This is a genomic window from Rasiella rasia (assembly GCF_011044175.1).
GTDB lineage: Bacteria > Bacteroidota > Bacteroidia > Flavobacteriales > Flavobacteriaceae > Marinirhabdus > Marinirhabdus rasia.
Map to the genome: position 1 here is coordinate 1521269 of NZ_CP049057.1, position 16674 is coordinate 1537942.

7 protein-coding genes are annotated in these 16674 nt (G+C 36.7%); all 7 read left to right on the forward strand.

Annotated features, from left to right (window positions below; all coding sequences use genetic code 11):
• Nucleotides 1-146 precede the first annotated feature (146 nt).
• Nucleotides 147-4181, forward strand: a complete 4035-nt coding sequence (locus G5B37_RS06900) for a hypothetical protein (RefSeq protein ID WP_164679321.1) — start codon at nt 147-149, stop codon at nt 4179-4181.
• Between the two features lie 197 nt (nt 4182-4378).
• On the forward strand, nt 4379-7906 hold the full coding sequence (locus G5B37_RS06905) for a hypothetical protein (RefSeq protein WP_164679322.1): 3528 nt from the start codon (nt 4379-4381) through the stop codon (nt 7904-7906).
• Nucleotides 7887-9899 (forward strand): hypothetical protein, encoded by a 2013-nt coding sequence (locus G5B37_RS06910; protein WP_164679323.1) that lies wholly within the window; start codon nt 7887-7889, stop codon nt 9897-9899. The genes G5B37_RS06905 and G5B37_RS06910 overlap by 20 nt, the downstream gene beginning before the upstream one ends.
• 27 nt (nt 9900-9926) lie before the next feature.
• Nucleotides 9927-10637 (forward strand): hypothetical protein, encoded by a 711-nt coding sequence (locus G5B37_RS06915; RefSeq protein WP_164679324.1) that lies wholly within the window; start codon nt 9927-9929, stop codon nt 10635-10637.
• 101 nt (nt 10638-10738) lie between these two features.
• Nucleotides 10739-10993 (forward strand): DUF6660 family protein, encoded by a 255-nt coding sequence (locus G5B37_RS15245; RefSeq protein ID WP_318527373.1) that lies wholly within the window; start codon nt 10739-10741, stop codon nt 10991-10993.
• A gap of 124 nt (nt 10994-11117) precedes the next feature.
• Nucleotides 11118-15461 (forward strand): CusA/CzcA family heavy metal efflux RND transporter, encoded by a 4344-nt coding sequence (locus G5B37_RS06920; RefSeq protein WP_164679325.1) that lies wholly within the window; start codon nt 11118-11120, stop codon nt 15459-15461.
• The gene (locus G5B37_RS06925) at nt 15461-16660 is read left to right on the forward strand and encodes an efflux RND transporter periplasmic adaptor subunit (protein ID WP_164679326.1); all 1200 of its coding nucleotides are present in this window, start codon (nt 15461-15463) and stop codon (nt 16658-16660) included. Before G5B37_RS06920 ends, G5B37_RS06925 begins: the two co-directional genes overlap by 1 nt.
• Nucleotides 16661-16674: the final 14 nt, after the last annotated feature.

The window sequence follows — 16674 nt, forward strand, 5'->3', positions numbered from 1 at the left end:
ACCAAAAACCACAAAGAATTAAACTGTGCGAAACAGAAAACTCAGTATAGTTAATTAATTGGCTATTTTCTAATTTTCGGATATACTCACTCGTTCATTCTACAATAGTAATATCTTTATAGACTTGAATAAAAAAATAATTGTTAATGAGACATCAAGTAAACGAAAAAGTTAAGAATCTCAATGTATTACTTAAACACTACAAAAAGCCTCAATATATTCACAAGAACAACAAAACTGAAGATGCCGAAAAACTCTGGAACGCATCTCTGTTTTTTGCAAATATTCTATTAGCAAGTGATTACTCGGGACCTGATGTTTCCGATAAAGAACTAAAGGATTTTACAACCAATTACGAGGCACAAAATAAAGAAACGATTGACATAGAAGAGTTGCTTTCAAAATTTTGGCTTCGTAATATCTTTGGAAATATTTACATCCCTGATATAATAAGGCAAACTGCCAGAGATTATGAAAAGAAAAAAGATAGGTACAACGAATTACTTTTTATAAAGCATTTAAAAGCTGATTTAGGAATTGATGAAACTTCATCAAAAGAACTTAAAAAAATTATTAAGTCTTATGAATCTATACAAAAACTTAGTCTAAACAGCGATTGGCTTTTCGAAGCACACTTCATAAAAGAGAACAAAGATGGCTCTGCTTTTAAAGTTAGTAGTGTTGACTATTATACCAAGCTACTTGATTATTGGACAACTTTCAAGTTCATCAATGAAGTCCTAAAGTACAAGCAGAAAAAGTATGAAGCAAGTATAGGTGTAACCAAAGTCAGCTTTGATAAGATATATAAAAGACACAAGTCACTCTTTCCCAAAACACCTGATATTGAAGAGTTATTAGATGACAAAGTTTTAGAAGAAAAATCCGAGGTCTATAATATCTCTATCCGCTCAGGAAACCCAAATTACATCTTTGATTTAGCTGGCAAAATCAAAGCCACTATTTGGCAAAGACTTCTAGATGACAATTCTTTCGAAAATGACACCCTAAGAGTTTCAAAATTTCTATCCTATTCTAAATTTGATGACCATAGACACGACATTGCCCTGCATCTTTCTGAGGACGCGAAAGAGCGATTCCGAGAATCTGCATTGACAATGGTTTTAAACCAACCAGACCTGCTATCTATTGACCAAGAATTTAACAAGGTGTTTTTAGAGGATAATATTTCCTCTCGAAATTATTGGAATAGTGATTATATAAATAAGAGTGATGATTTAATACTAACGGAAGACTTGTATGACCTCTATGACAAAATGCTCAGTGTTTCCGATAACTATAATGGTAACCTCTTTTTTATGCAGGATTGTAGAGCAGACATATCCTATTTAGTTGATGAACTACTTATATTAGATAATGAATATCCTAAACACAACAAAGCAGATAACTTTAAATATTCTCATTATCCACTTACAAAAATATTATTGTCAGAAGGTCTTACAAAACCTTACTTACTATGGGAATCCGCCTATTTTTTAAAACACAGAGGCCTCACTCGATTGCCTTTTTTACTTATTGAAGAAAATTTTGAAACATTGACATTCAGATTGCTTGATAATGCTTCGATTGAGGTTTTGCCTGATGAAACTGTATCGCAAGTAAGAACAAAAATGTTGAAAATCGCAATTCAGCTGATTTTTGACGAAATCACTTCTTCCCATAATTATGATAGGGATAATTTTGCGAACGTAGTTTTTCAATTATTCAAGGAAATTAATAGGGATAAATTTATACTGGTACGAAATTCAAGAACTATCGAGATTTATGAACAGACCGTCGCCGATAAAAAAGATAGGGAAAACATCTTATTGAACACTATCGAGAATTATTCTGTAGATATAAATAGTTTCCCCAAAAAAGCCAGTCCGTCAGTTATTTCAAAACACCTATCATTACTTTTAGAACGTGTCCATTCCTATTTGCCTGCAAGAGAACTATCAAACGGTAGTTGGCACCTACCATTGCATAAGCTTGATTACTTAAGTTGGTTATCAAAAATTACAATAAACTGTCAGTTAAAAAAGGAAAAGCTTGAGGCTAACATAGAGAAAGAAATTGAAAAGGTTTACTTTGACACCTACCGGTCTGCAATCGAGAAAACTTCAATTACTAAAACAGTTTACCCTAATCTTAGTACAAAAACAGATATACCTTCTTGGTATCTAGATAACGAGCATTTAGATAATATTGATTGGATTTTCCCATTTATTCTATTGCAACGAAGCAACACATTTTCAAAATTATTAAGCCCAACGATTGCTTTTAACTCAGATGAAGACATTTATGATGACCTGAACAAATATTCCGTAAAGCGTCTGCGTTCACATTTATTTATACTGTTATCCACCCTAGACTTCATAAATAGCCGAAATTCAAATCTTATCAGGCTACAAAAAGAAACTACTAACATCAAGAAAAAGCTAGAAGCCGAAATAGTAGATATTCTAAAAGAAAATGCTGTTCAGCACAATAAGAACAAGATTGATATTCTTGATGAGTTTTTTGAAAGAAGTTATAATAGCTCAAACAAAAATGAATTAATACCGCAAATAGCCAATAGCATAAATTGGTTTACAGATAAAAAAGGGATTCTAAAAGCTCTAACTAAAACGAGTGATTTGATACGTCTTTTAATTATTGTGGATTGGATTACTGCCGAGGGCTTAAAGAAAGTATTAATCAAAAAAATTAAGAAATCAAAAATTACTGAGTTCATAAAATCCCGTAGGTTTAATCCAGAAATGGAATTGCTGATTACAAAGCTCACATATCAACGAAAGCTACTAAAACAAACAAAAGAAGCTCTCGACTACTGGAAAAAAAATGTAACTTCTCACGGCAAAAAAGATTTTGAAAAAGTAGCATACCTCGTTGATTTAATGGTTGCTTATAATGGCAAAGATGAAAAAGCCCTCGATGCCATAAAAACACCCGAGCATAAATCTTATAAGATTCATAAAGAATTTGGAATTGAAAACTACAAACAGTTCTATCGTGGCCTAATCCGTTTCAGTACAAATCCTGAATCTGCATATCAAATATTTGATAGTTTACACCATCAGTTTCCTCAACATTCATCCATTGCTTTAAATCGTTTAGCAGCTAAAGTAAATTGGGCATCAAAAACAGAATCTAATACACTATTTGAAGAAGCTCTTGATGAATGGGAACAAATGGAACCGTGTTTGCCAGAAACCTATTTAGACAATGTTAAAGATAGCGTTTGGACCAATAAACTTACCGCTTACTATCATATAAACGATAAAACTGAATTCGACAAACTTTACTTATCCATTCCTTTTCCATACCAAATGAAAGAGGATATGGTAGAATTGAAAATAGGAATGTTATTGAAGAATCAACTACGGGAAGATGCAAAGAAAATATTATTTAAAGCCACTAATTACCACAAAGACTCTGCTGGAAGAGTCCCAAAATTCATCAGAAAGCTTAAGAGCAAGCTTGATGACGAAACCGATATAAAGTTACTTCAAAATAATTTTAATGAAATTTTTGCATCCCAGCCTAAAACACTAATTCAAATATTTCCTGATAGATTAAATACAGAAAACAGTTTGGGAAGTTTTATTGCCAAAGAAGTTACACTTGCCAGTAGCAAAATGCTAGATAAAATGAATGCGATTAGAGAGGTTGGACACGAAGATAAATATAATGATTTAGTTCAACTTGCTCTTGATGCTAGAGTAGCTCAATGGGGTTGGCAGGTCAAAGACCAAGCACGAGGTGGTTTTTCTGGTAATCAGAAAAAATACAATCCAGGCGAAAGAGATATAATTATCTTTGATGGTAATGGCGAACCACTAATCGTTTGCGAAGCATTTATCTGGACAGACAAACGAAAGGCTCAAAGTCACATCACAAAGGTTTTTAATTATCATCATAATCGTACAAATTTCATAATGTTGGTTTATGATAAGAGACAGTACAAAAACTTTGATTCTAACTGGAAAAAGTACAAAGAAGATGTCTTACCAAATTTATGCTATCCGTCAGGTTTCGGTCTAAAAAAATCGAAATTGAAAGAGTTAACAAATAAATTTGGTTATAAATCATCCGCCATTAAAGTAGGTTCGTCTAATCACGGAAAAAACACAAAGATTTTCCATATAATGGTCAATATCAATTATAGGGTAAATTAGAGCAAAGCATATTAAAAAACTGTCTGGCCTTAAGATATGTTAATCCTTTTGCCACTTTTTATGGTCAAATACATTCAAAATTTATTATAATTGTTAAACGAATTCAAATAAAGTAAAACTTTTTTCTGGTAATAATCCTGGCTTCGTAGGAAGCCTTTTTTATGCCGTGAATTCAAAGAATAAACACCTATAAATCTATGATCGAAATTTTAAAAAACCATTGCAATGCAGAAAACGGTTTGCTTTTGTTTGACCCACCTACCGGTTCAGGTAAAACGTATAACGTTTTAAAATGGATTTTTGAAAATTATAAGACACATTGTAAAGAAGGGCGCAAAATTTTCTTCATTACTAACTTGAAGAAAAACCTTCCTCTAGATGATTTAAGGAACGACCATTTTGCGAAAAACAACAAAGTCGACGATTTTAATAAACACGTCCTTTTTCTTGACTCTAATATGGGTTTCGTATTGAAAAATTTTGACGAAATCAAAGATAATATTCCTGAATATTTCGGTAAACTACAGGCCTTTAGAAGCCTACGGAATCAAGTGCGCTTGGTCAACAATTTAAAATCTTCAAACAAATTCAAGGATGTTTTAAGTGCTGCTGAAAATGAACTTAGAAACAAATATGAGCCTGAATTTAGAAGAAGAATAGAGCTGTATTTAAAAGAAAATTATCCGAATAAAAAAGAACGTTTAAAGGCCATAAAAACTGAGCCCAATTTAAAGTGGGTTGGCACATTGTATCCATCGGTTTTTTCTTCTGTACGTAAGATTTTCTTTTTGAGCATAAGTAAATTTTATGCTCAAAACAGCACCCTTGTAGAACCTTCTTACCACTTTATTAACCACGATATTACTAAAGATGCCATCATTTTTATAGACGAAATTGACGCTACGAAAGATAGCATACTATCTAACATTATTGATAAAGGAAAACGCCAGCGTATAGATTACATTCATTTGTTCAATGAAATCTATTGGGCACTTTCAAACAATACACTTCCTGTAGATTTTTTGGTACATTCAAAAAATAGACAACAGCAAATTGATAATGGCTACAACTACAAAGATTTAAAAGACATTGAAAATGTTCTAAAGTCGATGGCTGCTGAAATTGTAGAGAAATACAATGTAATGTATAGTTTCAAGACAACAATGGCACCCAATGTTTCAAGAGAACGCAACCTATTGTTTCACGACTTTCAATACCACGCGGTCTACCGCAACAATTATAAATACATTGAAATTGATACTGATTATGGAAAGCGAATGAACCTATTGCAGTTTACTAATGAGAAACCTGTAGATAACTCATTAAACATCATAACATTGCTCAATCAAATAAAGGGCTATGTTAGGTATTTTCAGGGTGCGGTAAAGAGTTTGGCACAAAATTACCAAGAAACCATTAATGAGCGCCGTATCGCATCCACATCACAAGAATCTGAATATGCTTATGATTTAGCGTTAAGCACCGTACTTGAAGAATTTAGGCTGGAAGGCAAGTACAAAGCATTTATTATGGACAGCATTCTTTCTGAAAGAGAAAATGCAAATCAATCTGACAAAAACAAACCGCAAATACGTTATGATTTTAGTGTATATGAAAACGGCTTTAGATACTTCGACTTTATTGACGATGAGCAGCACGAAACAATTACCAAAACATTTATCTATGATTTTAATAGTACCCCAGAGAAGTTTTTGTTAAAACTTGCTGAAAGGGCTAAAGTTATAGGTATTTCTGCCACTGCCAATATTGAAACCGTAACAGGTAATTATGACATAAGTTATTTAAAGAAACAATTGGGCTCTTCCTTCTTTGAACTCAATAGTGATGAAAAAGAACATCTTAAAAGTTTTATTGAAAAACAGAACGAAAATTACAAGGACGTAACCATACATCCTATCTGGATAAAAAATTACAGTACCGAAGCCGAAGTAGCAGAAGGTTTTTTAAAATTGATTGAAGACAAAGAATTGGTGCGTCATATTATAGGTAAAATAGATAATCCAAACCCATTTATTCAAAATAGATACCTGCGAATTGCTCAGGCATTTGATAAGTTCCTCTTATATCAGGATATCAAGGCAATGCTTTGTTTGTTGAACAAAGAGCCTAAAAAATGGGATGATAAACTACGTATTTCTACACTCGAAGAGATTTTTGAAATTCTTATTGAAAAATACAATACCCAAGAGATCTTCACTCAGAAAGATGATGACAGCGATGAATTGGTGTACAGCGTTAAAAATTCGTACAGAATTATTAATAGTGCAGATTTCGATTTGAAAAAAGAAGATTTTACAGATCGATTGCATCGTGGTCAAAAGCTATTTTTAATATCAATGTACCAAACAGTAGGTGCTGGTCAAAACCTTCAGTATGTTTCGCCCGACATCACAGAACTTGTTGATGTGCGCAGTAGTGAACTTCCAAAATATAATCTTGATAAAACCGACATCAACGCTATTTATCTGGATAAACCCACGCACCTTATTCAGCTTATAAATAAGCAACTTGATGAAGAAGGCTTTATCAGGTATCTATTTCAGTTGGAATTTTTACTGGAAGCTGGTAGAATTTCAATGGCAACGCTAAAAAGTGAGGTTACCAGAGGATTTGAAAACTTGATGGCATCACTTAATTCTAACGGGATTCCCAAACGTAGTAAGGCTTCACTTTACGATGACTACAATATAAAACAGCATTATTCAAAATTTATAATCCAAGCTATTGGGCGGATTTGCCGCACAAACCTAAAAGCAAAGAATATCTACATCTTGGCTGATGATGAACTACAAAATCATATTGCATCCTTTGATATTGAAAACAATGTAGTTCTTAAAGAATTTAAAGCCTTGGTCTCTTCTTGTCGAAAGCATACAAAGGAAATAGAATCTGACGAAGTTTTTGTGAATAAAGCCATAATGGCCAATAGAAAAACCCTATCCAGAATATTGCGTTTTATCCGCAGAGATTGGGAATGGCGTGATAAAGATATTAAGGAATGGCAGCAGTTGAGAGAACTCTGTCTCATCTATCCAACAATGACCAAGGAATGTTCAAAAAACTTGATTAGAGTTCTGGATGTCTATGTAGAATTACCATCAATGGGTAACAGTTACAGTTATGAAGAAGAAAACGATTTTCAATCCATCACAATTGATTTCAATAACAAATTGCCAGCAAAGGTTTCCGAAACATCAGCGCGATTACAGTCTATGCTATCCATCCCAGGTTTAAAACAACATTTTGAAGGAAAGCAATACGCTACACAATTCAACAATGGATCTTTTATATTGAGCCCTGTCTTATTTCATAATATATACAAAGGCGCTTTGGGTGAGGAAGCCGGACGTTTCATCTTTGAGAACGAACTACATATTCCGCTTGAAGAAATTCCAAAAGAACACTTTGAATTGTTTGATTTCAGGATTAAAGAAACAGATATCTATGTAGATTTTAAGCATTGGCAGGAATACACCGAGTTTGATGCTACAAAAATTCAAGATAAAATATTAAGCAAATTAACTAAAGTAAACGGGTCAAAAGCGCTAATCGTAAACGTGCTTGCCGTAAATAATTACAGAACCATTACCAGGATAGATGGTAAGATTGTAGAAATAGGAAATTTATATGACGAAGAGAACAAAAGTTACAACACTCAAGCTATCAAGAAAATTTTAGAAGTCTATGGAAAAAGTAAAGATTAACATTGTAAATCCAAAGCTAAACTATCACAATATTGACAACGAGTTCAGTATTGTTCGGTTTACCACGTCCGAAAATTATATTCCATTTGGGGCACAATTTATAGACGCCTTCTCACAAAATATTAAGGCCAAAAGTGTGGTTTTTGAAAATGGCCGTTCTCTTTACACGCTATTTACGAAAGCGGAATTAGAAAAAATCAATCTTAGAGCCGAAATTGATAAAATTGAAGGTGCAGAGGTCTTGACCTTTTCGGTATTAAAAAACAGAGAAATCCAGCAGATCCCAATACATCTATTAGTTCAATTACTAATAAATTCTTTGAGCTCGCCAGAGAACCATCGCCTTCGGTTCAACAATTTAACGGGTAAATTATTTCTTTATAATGAATCGCTTTTTGAGCGTAGAAAGTTTAAAGATGATAGACTGATAACTAAAATTCCTGCGATTGAATTTAAAGTTCATAGTGATTTGAACTTAGAATTGCGCATTACAACTTTTACAAGCCTTTTATTAAAAACAAAACTTGATTTTTCCAGAAAGTCTTTGCATAAATACGCTAAATATACCTACTCGCACGCCACCAAATCAATGCGCAGAATTATAGATGGTGAGAACTTTGATGCCAAAGATGTTTTTATAATCAAGCAAGAGCCCAGAAAGAAGACAGTCATTCCATTCTTGGATTTTAATGAATTGGATTCCTTTCAGGAAAGTAAAATGGGTTTTATGGCCGAAACCCTTGAAAAAGTTGAAGATAAACTAAATGTGTGTTTACAATTAGCCTTCAAGGAAGCGTCTGTCAAAAATACCTTTAGAACTGCTGACCAAAACCAACAGGATATCAATTCCATAATATCACAGACCAAAAAAACCGTACATATCATAAATGCAGTAGGCGAAACGGCAGAAGATTATATTGAAGTTTTTCAGGATACATTAAAGACAGTTTTACCCACAACTAAAACAACAATCTCTGGTAATCATAAAAAGCAGGCCTTGAATATTCGCTTGGTGCACAACAAGCACTACTACGACAAGAACGGAATACAAGATAAGTACGATTCATCACTAATAAATACACAACACCTCACGATAGAAGATTTTAAATATAATAATACGAGTGCTGTAAAGGCAGTTTTAAAAGAGCTGTTAATTAAGAATGATATAGTGAAAAAGCAAGTCTCTATTATAGATTGGCCTCAATACAATTTTACCAATGATTTTGTGTTCGGCATCAAAGATTATGAGCAGTTCATATTTCTAAAAATAACACCATCTGGAAAGATGCAGTTTGAAGTTAAAGAACAAACATTATTCAACCAGTCTGAATTTGATGACTTAATTTCAATTTTTGAAGAAGATTCAACTGTTGAAGGTGTTGTTAAAAATCATTTAGGACACATCAACGTTATTAAAAGGACGGGCTTGTACACAATTCCAAATTTCAAAGAAATTTATGGTCAACTCAAAGCCGAAAATAAAAACGAAAACTTCAAAATATCTGATGTAAAGCGATGGCTTTCAGACACTGATATTGAAGAAAAGCATAAAAAACATTACCAGACAATTTTTAATAATTGGGACGAAGAATTCATTTCAAAATCAAACCTTTTAAAGATAATTGACCATCGTTCGGTAAAGAAAAAACTATCAAAACACGTTTTCGAAAAAACAGGTATCGTAGTCAAATCCTATATGCGAGATAAGACAAAATATGATTTAATGGACAGTAATCTTGATATTCACTCATATTCTGAAAACGGCAAGTTGTTCTATTATGTTGGAACCATAGGTGATGGGATGCGAACAAAAATTGGTCGTGCATCGAAAATTCGTGAGATATCAGGATTTTCAGACGCGCCTATTTTTTTTGATGAGATGTTACCCTTAATGAATGTGGATTTTGTGAGATACGGTGATTTAACAGTAATTCCATTTCCTTTCAAATATCTAAGAGAATGGGCTCGGATATCTCATAAGGAACAAATCTAACGAAGAGCCCAAAAGAATTAATATAATTTGGAAAAAAAAGGCACTTGCAGAATATGCGGTAAATTTGGCAAACTAACGTTCGAGCACGTTCCGCCTCAGAGTGCGTTCAACACTTACCCCGTATTTTTTCAGAAATCAGTACATCTTCACGACAAGAATAGTCCCTTGTATGGAAAGCGTATTCGTAGTAATCAGGGTGCTGGCGACTATTATCTTTGCAAATCTTGCAACAACTTAACGGGCAGTTACTACGGCGAAAGCTATAAGAAGTTTGCATATATGGGAATGATGGCCCTGACAAATCGAGTTTGGGCATCAAAGGTTATAACTTTTGAATACGCCATTCAACCTCTCAACATACTAAAGCAAGTCTTGTCTATGTTTATGTCGATTGATACAAGTGACCAACTTCTAAATTTAGAAGGGCTATCAAAATTTCTATTGGATAAAGATTCCCAGGCACTTCCAGAAAATATAAGGGTTTTTGTCTATCATACTGCTACAAAGCAAGTAAGAAATGGTTGGGGAATGGCAAGAACGGAAAAAGGATTTCACATTCTTGGCGAGATTACCTATCCGCCATTTGGTTTAGTTTATGCCTTAAATTCTGAACCGACCCGCAATGATTTTTTTGAAATTACTGATTTTAAAAATTATGTTTTCAATCAAACTGTTCAGGCGAGTTTGACCATTCCTTTTTTGACACCTAAAACATATATTCCTGGTCTTTACACATAATCAAAATTCTTTGCAACACGATTGCATTAAAATTCTGTTATCTTTGTAATGTGAAATTTTTAGCAATCATATTATCCTTTTACTTCTTGGCACTTAATGCTGTGCCTTGCAGCGACTCGGCGAATAACGAAAGTGATTCCCAAGTTACGGTAATCGACTTTGATGGCGAACACGACCAAGATTGCGAGTTATGCTCGCCTTTCTGCCAATGTCATTGCTGCCACGTTCACACCATAAATTTTGGGCTTGTTGCTTTTGAACCGTTACAGCCTACAATTCCACACGAATTTTTTGTCCATTTTGATAATCTCGGCAAAGATATTCCCCTTTCCCTTTTACAGCCCCCACAGGTATAATTCAGTTTTCATAGGATAGCTATATCCTGTTTTGACGTGTCTAAATTTTGGATATGTCAATATGGTACGTTGCATTTCTGCAATGCGCCCAAAGAGAATTTAAACTGAATTAACACCCTTATCTATGATTAATAAAATCATTGATTTTTCAATCAATAACAAATTTATTATTGGTCTGCTCACGCTTGCATTAATTGGTGCCGGCATTTACAGTATGACCCAAGTTCCTATTGATGCCGTGCCAGATATTACCAATAATCAGGTACAGGTCATTACACAATCGCCCAATTTGGGGACAGAGGATATCGAGCAATTTGTAACCTATCCTGTCGAGGTGGCTATGAGTAACCTGCCCAATGTCAAGGAAATCCGTTCGGTTTCCCGCTTTGGTCTTTCTGTTGTAACTATTGTCTTCGACGATGATGTAGGAACATATTTACCCAGACAACTTGTTGCAGAAAAACTGACAGAGGTACAGGAACAAATCCCGATGGGTTTTGGCGAACCGTCTATGGGGCCCATTTCAACGGGACTGGGCGAAATCTACCAATATACCCTTGAAGTCGATGAAGAACACCAAGGTGAATACACAGCAACAGAACTACGAACCATTCAGGATTGGATAGTTCGCAGACAAATGGCAATGGTTACTGGCGTTGTGGAAGTGAATGCTTTTGGCGGAAATAAAAAACAATACGAAGTAGCGGTTGACCCTGACGAACTTCGTGCCATCGGAATTACAATATCTGAAGTGTTTTCAGCTTTGGAAAATAATAATCAGAATACGGGCGGTGCCTATATCGAGCGAAATCATCAAGCTAATTTTATACGTGGTGAAGGTCTTGCCAGAACCGTTTCGGATATCGAAAATATGGTCGTAAAAACGGTCAACGGTATTCCTATAAAAATCAAAGATGTAGGGAACGTGAGTATAGGAAGTGCCGTACGTTACGGTGCGCTGACCAAAGATGGCAAGGGCGAAGCTGTGGGTGGAATGATTTTGATGCTGAAAGGCGCAAATTCCAACGAAGTCATCGAAAACGTGACGCAACGGATGGAACAAATTCAGCAATCCCTTCCGGATGGGGTTAGCATCAAACCTTTCCTCGACCGTAGTGAACTAATTGCGGAAACTACGGGAACAGTAACCGGAAACCTATTGGAAGGTGGCTTAATCGTAATCTTTGTTTTGGTTTTACTCTTAGGGAATTGGCGCGGTGGTCTTATCGTTGCATCTACTATCCCCCTATCGCTACTGTTCGCGTTCATACTGATGAACGCTTTTGACGTGTGGGCGAACCTGATGAGTTTGGGTGCGATTGACTTCGGTATTATCGTAGATGGTGCGGTCATCATTGTGGAAAGCACCGTTTTCTTGATGTACTCTTATGTAGTCAAAAAGAAGGCCGTGGATTCGGAAACGCGGGATAAAATTGCGGCGAAGTCATCTAAAAAAATGATGAATGCCGCCTTCTTTGGTCAGCTAATCATTCTTATTGTTTTCCTTCCTATTCTGGCGCTCGAAGGTGTTGAAGGTAAGATGTTTCAGCCTATGGCTTTAACTTTCATCTTTGCTATGATTGGTGCAATGTTACTTTGCTTGACTTATGTTCCAATGATTTCCGCATTATTCCTTAGACCGCCGAAATCTGAAAAGAAATCGTATGGCGATAAATTCGTGCATTGGATTGAAAGAAAATATGAACCGCTATTGACCAAATCGCTCACTAAAGGGAAGATGGTTATAGGTATCGCTATTGCTCTTTTTGCAGTTGCCATTTTTGCCTTTACCAGAATGGGCGGCGAATTCATCCCACAGCTGGATGAAGGCGATATTGCGTTTCACGCTATTCTAAAACCCGGAAGTTCCCTTTCGGAAACTATAGAAACAACTACGAAAATAGAGCGAATAGTTAAAGTGGAATTTCCAGAAGTAGAAACTATCATCAGCCGTATTGGTGTGGCCGATGTGCCTACCGACCCTATGCCAATGGACATTGCGGATGTATTTGTCATTTTAAAACCAAGTGATGAATGGACATCTGCCGAGAGCAAAGATGAATTGGTCGAAAAAATGAAGGAAGCCATAAGCATAGTTCCCGGTGTCAATTATGAATTTACCCAACCCATAGAAATGCGTTTTAACGAACTACTTACGGGTGTACGTGAAGATGTTGCCATTAAACTGTTTGGGGAAGATTTGGACATTCTGGCAAGCAAGGCGGAAGAAATGGGCAAAATCATTGCGACCGTTCCGGGTGTAGCGGATATGAAAGTAGAGGCAACTGACGGATTACCTCAAATAACCATTGATTACAACCGCAATAAACTGGCACAATATGGGCTTGAAATCAACCAGCTCAATAGTGTGGTACAGGCTGCTTTTGCAGGTGGTAAGGCAGGTGTGATATTCGAGGGTGAAAAGCGATTTGACTTGGTGGTTAGACTGCAAAAAGAAAACCGAGAAAGCATTAATGATATCCAAAACCTATTTATCAATTTGCCCAATGGCTCACAAATTCCGCTAAGGGAAATTGCGAATGTGAGCTACGAACCTGGACCGATGCAAATAAGCAGGGACAATACAAACAGACGAACGTATGTAGGTATCAATATCCGTGACCGTGATGTTAAATCGGTAGTCGAAGAAATTCAGGATAAATTGGAAACCCAATTTGAATTACCCCCTGGATATTACATTCGTTATGGTGGTGCTTTTGAAAACCTTGAACGCGCCAGCACTAGATTACAGACCGTTGTCCCGATTGCTTTATTGCTAATTTTCATTTTGATTTATTTCGCTTTAAAATCCTTTCCGCAGACCTTGATGATATATTTAGCCATCCCGATGGCTACCATAGGCGGTGTATTCGCGCTATGGCTCAGGGATATGCCATTTAGCATTTCCGCAGGGGTCGGTTTTATCGTGCTCTTTGGTGTGGCGGTACTGAATGGATTGGTAATGATAAGCGGATTGAACGAACTGAAGGAAGAAGGTGTTACCGACTTGAGACAGCGAATTATAGAAGGTACTAAACGTAGAATTCGTCCTATTATGCTTACTGCCTTAACCGATATCCTTGGTTTCCTGCCTATGGCCATTTCAGCATCCGCAGGGGCTGAAGTGCAACGACCCTTGGCAACCGTGGTCATTGGTGGATTGCTAACTTCAACGCTCTTAACACTTTTTATCCTTCCTATTTTTTATCAGTGGGTCGAGAAACGTTCGGAACGTAAGATGAGATTCAATCCAAAATTTGTTACGGCAACTGCGGTAATCTGCTTGCTGTTCTCCTCCTCTTTCGTTGAGGCACAACAGGTGCAGCAGAATAATCCCCTGCCGGTAATATCATTGGAAAAAGCGGTAGCAATTTCTAAGGAAAACTATCCGCTCTTGAAAACGAAACAGTTGGAAATACAAAGGCAAACTGCTCTCAAAGGCACAGCTTACGATTTTGGAAACACCCAAGTGTTTACTGGTGGCGAGGAAATATCGGATGGTCAGGGTATTTATACATTGGTTGGTTTAGGGCAACAGAATATCAACTTATTCGGCATCGGTGCGAAAAAGCGTCTGCAAAAGCAACGTATCGCTTTGGCCGAAACAGCTCTTGACCTTTCTGAACTTCAAGTGGAACAGGAAGTTAAAAAAGCGTGGTCACAAGCTTATCAACAACGGCAGAAATTTGAATTGTACCAAGAACTGGATTCTATCTATTCACAATTTGAAAAAGCCATTGCGCTCAATTATGAGGTAGAAGCCATTTCACGCTTGGAATATTCATCAGCTACAAATCAGGCATTGCAAATCCGCAACAAATTGCAACAGGCCGAAAGCGATTACGCCATTGCCCTTCAAAAACTCAACCTATGGCTGGTCTCGGACGTTTTTTATACGGTTCCAAAATCGCTTGATGAAAGTGAAGTTGCCGTATTGGGCATACCCACATCAGTAGAAAATCATCCCGAACTGAAGCTTTCGCAAAGACAAATTGATGAGGCTGAGGCAAATTATGATGCGGCCCGTTCGGACTTGCTTCCTAAGTTAAATCTTCAGGGCGGACTTCAAAGAGTGAACGGCAATAGCGGGTTTTACAGCTATCAAGCTGGTATTTCCATTCCTTTATTTTCTGGAACGGAACGTAGCCAAGCGAAGGCCGCTAAAATCGATAGCGAAATCGCAAGGACTAATGCTGATTATACACAACGCCAATTGCAATCCGAATTTCAGCAGGCGGTACAATCCTATAAAAAATGGGAAGCATCCTGGCAATTTTATAGAGATAAAGCCTTGCCGCTTGCTGAAGAGCAACGCAAAGGTGCGCTGCTTGCCTACAAGGAAGGCGCGGTGGACTATGCGGCATTCACACAAATCATACGGGATGCCATAAATACCGAAATGGATGCGCTGGACGCACTCGACAATTATCTAAAATCAGTTTTCGAACTAAAATATTTTAAACAATAATGAAAAATCTATCAAAATGTACAATCATAGGATTATTGACGATGCTCTTAGCGTTGACCTCTTGTGGTGATTCTAAATCAGAGTCAGCTGAAAACAATGAAGGAAATCCTGTAACGGAAGAAGCCCACACAGAAGGCGAAGCTGAAGAAGTGATGCTCACTGCCAAACAATTCGACGCCCTGCAAATGCAAATCGATACCCTACAAATTAGAAATATGAGCGGGTATGTGGAAGCGAACGGTCAACTGGAAGTCCCACCACAGAATGAAGCATCCATTACAACAGTGGTTGGTGCAAACGTGGTTTCCATTGAAGTTATCGAAGGCGAAAAGGTCAATAAAGGGCAAACAGTCGCTTACCTCTCGCATCCCAACATCATTCAGAAACAGACCGATTACCTCAATGCATACAGTAACAGTCAATTTCTTAAGAAGAAATTTGAACGACAAAAAACCCTCTACGATGCAGGGGTAGGAAGTGGTGCTAATTTTCAAAAGGCAGAAGCCGAATACCAAGCATCCCGAAGTATGGCAAAAGGTCTTGAAGCCCAACTGCAACAACTAAACGTTAGTGCATCAGGCGTAAGGAACGGAACGATTTACCAGCGTGTCGCGCTGCGAAGTCCCATCGAAGGATTTGTACAAAAGGTAGAAGTCAAAACAGGGCAGTATGTAGAACCCCAGACCGACCTAATGGAAATCGTAGACACCCACCACGTTCACGCAGATTTGATGGTCTTTGAAAAAGATGTCTATAAAGTCAAGGAAGGTCAGAAAGTGACTTTCAATGTTCAATCTATTCCTGGGAAGGAACTGACCGCTGAAATCTATTCCGTAGGCAAGACTTTTGAGCAGAACCCGAAAGCAATACACGTTCACGCAGAAATTGAGAACAAAGAAGGCAACCTGATACCCGGAATGTACATTCAGGGACGCATACAAACGGACAATAATAAGACGTTGGCGATACCCGAAAGTGCTATAGCCTCTGATGGCAACCGATTTTTTGTGTTTGTGGTTGAAAAGGAAGGCGATGACTGGTCTTTTACACCTAATGAAATCACTAGAGGGGCTCAAGATGGGGATTGGTTTCCCATTGATTTTCTAACAGAACAAAAATCGAATGCAAAATACGCTTTTAATAATGCTTACTATTTAATGGCTGAAATGAAAAAAGGCGAAGCGGAACATAGTCACTAATACCTATTTACTAA

Coding starts and splice junctions, on each gene's coding strand:
- G5B37_RS06925 (WP_164679326.1), top strand. CDS start 15,461: ATGAAAAATCTATCAAAATGTACAATCATAGGATTATTGACGATGCTC.
- G5B37_RS06905 (WP_164679322.1), top strand. CDS start 4,379: ATGATCGAAATTTTAAAAAACCATTGCAATGCAGAAAACGGTTTGCTT.
- G5B37_RS06920 (WP_164679325.1), top strand. CDS start 11,118: ATGATTAATAAAATCATTGATTTTTCAATCAATAACAAATTTATTATT.
- G5B37_RS06910 (WP_164679323.1), top strand. CDS start 7,887: ATGGAAAAAGTAAAGATTAACATTGTAAATCCAAAGCTAAACTATCAC.
- G5B37_RS06900 (WP_164679321.1), top strand. CDS start 147: ATGAGACATCAAGTAAACGAAAAAGTTAAGAATCTCAATGTATTACTT.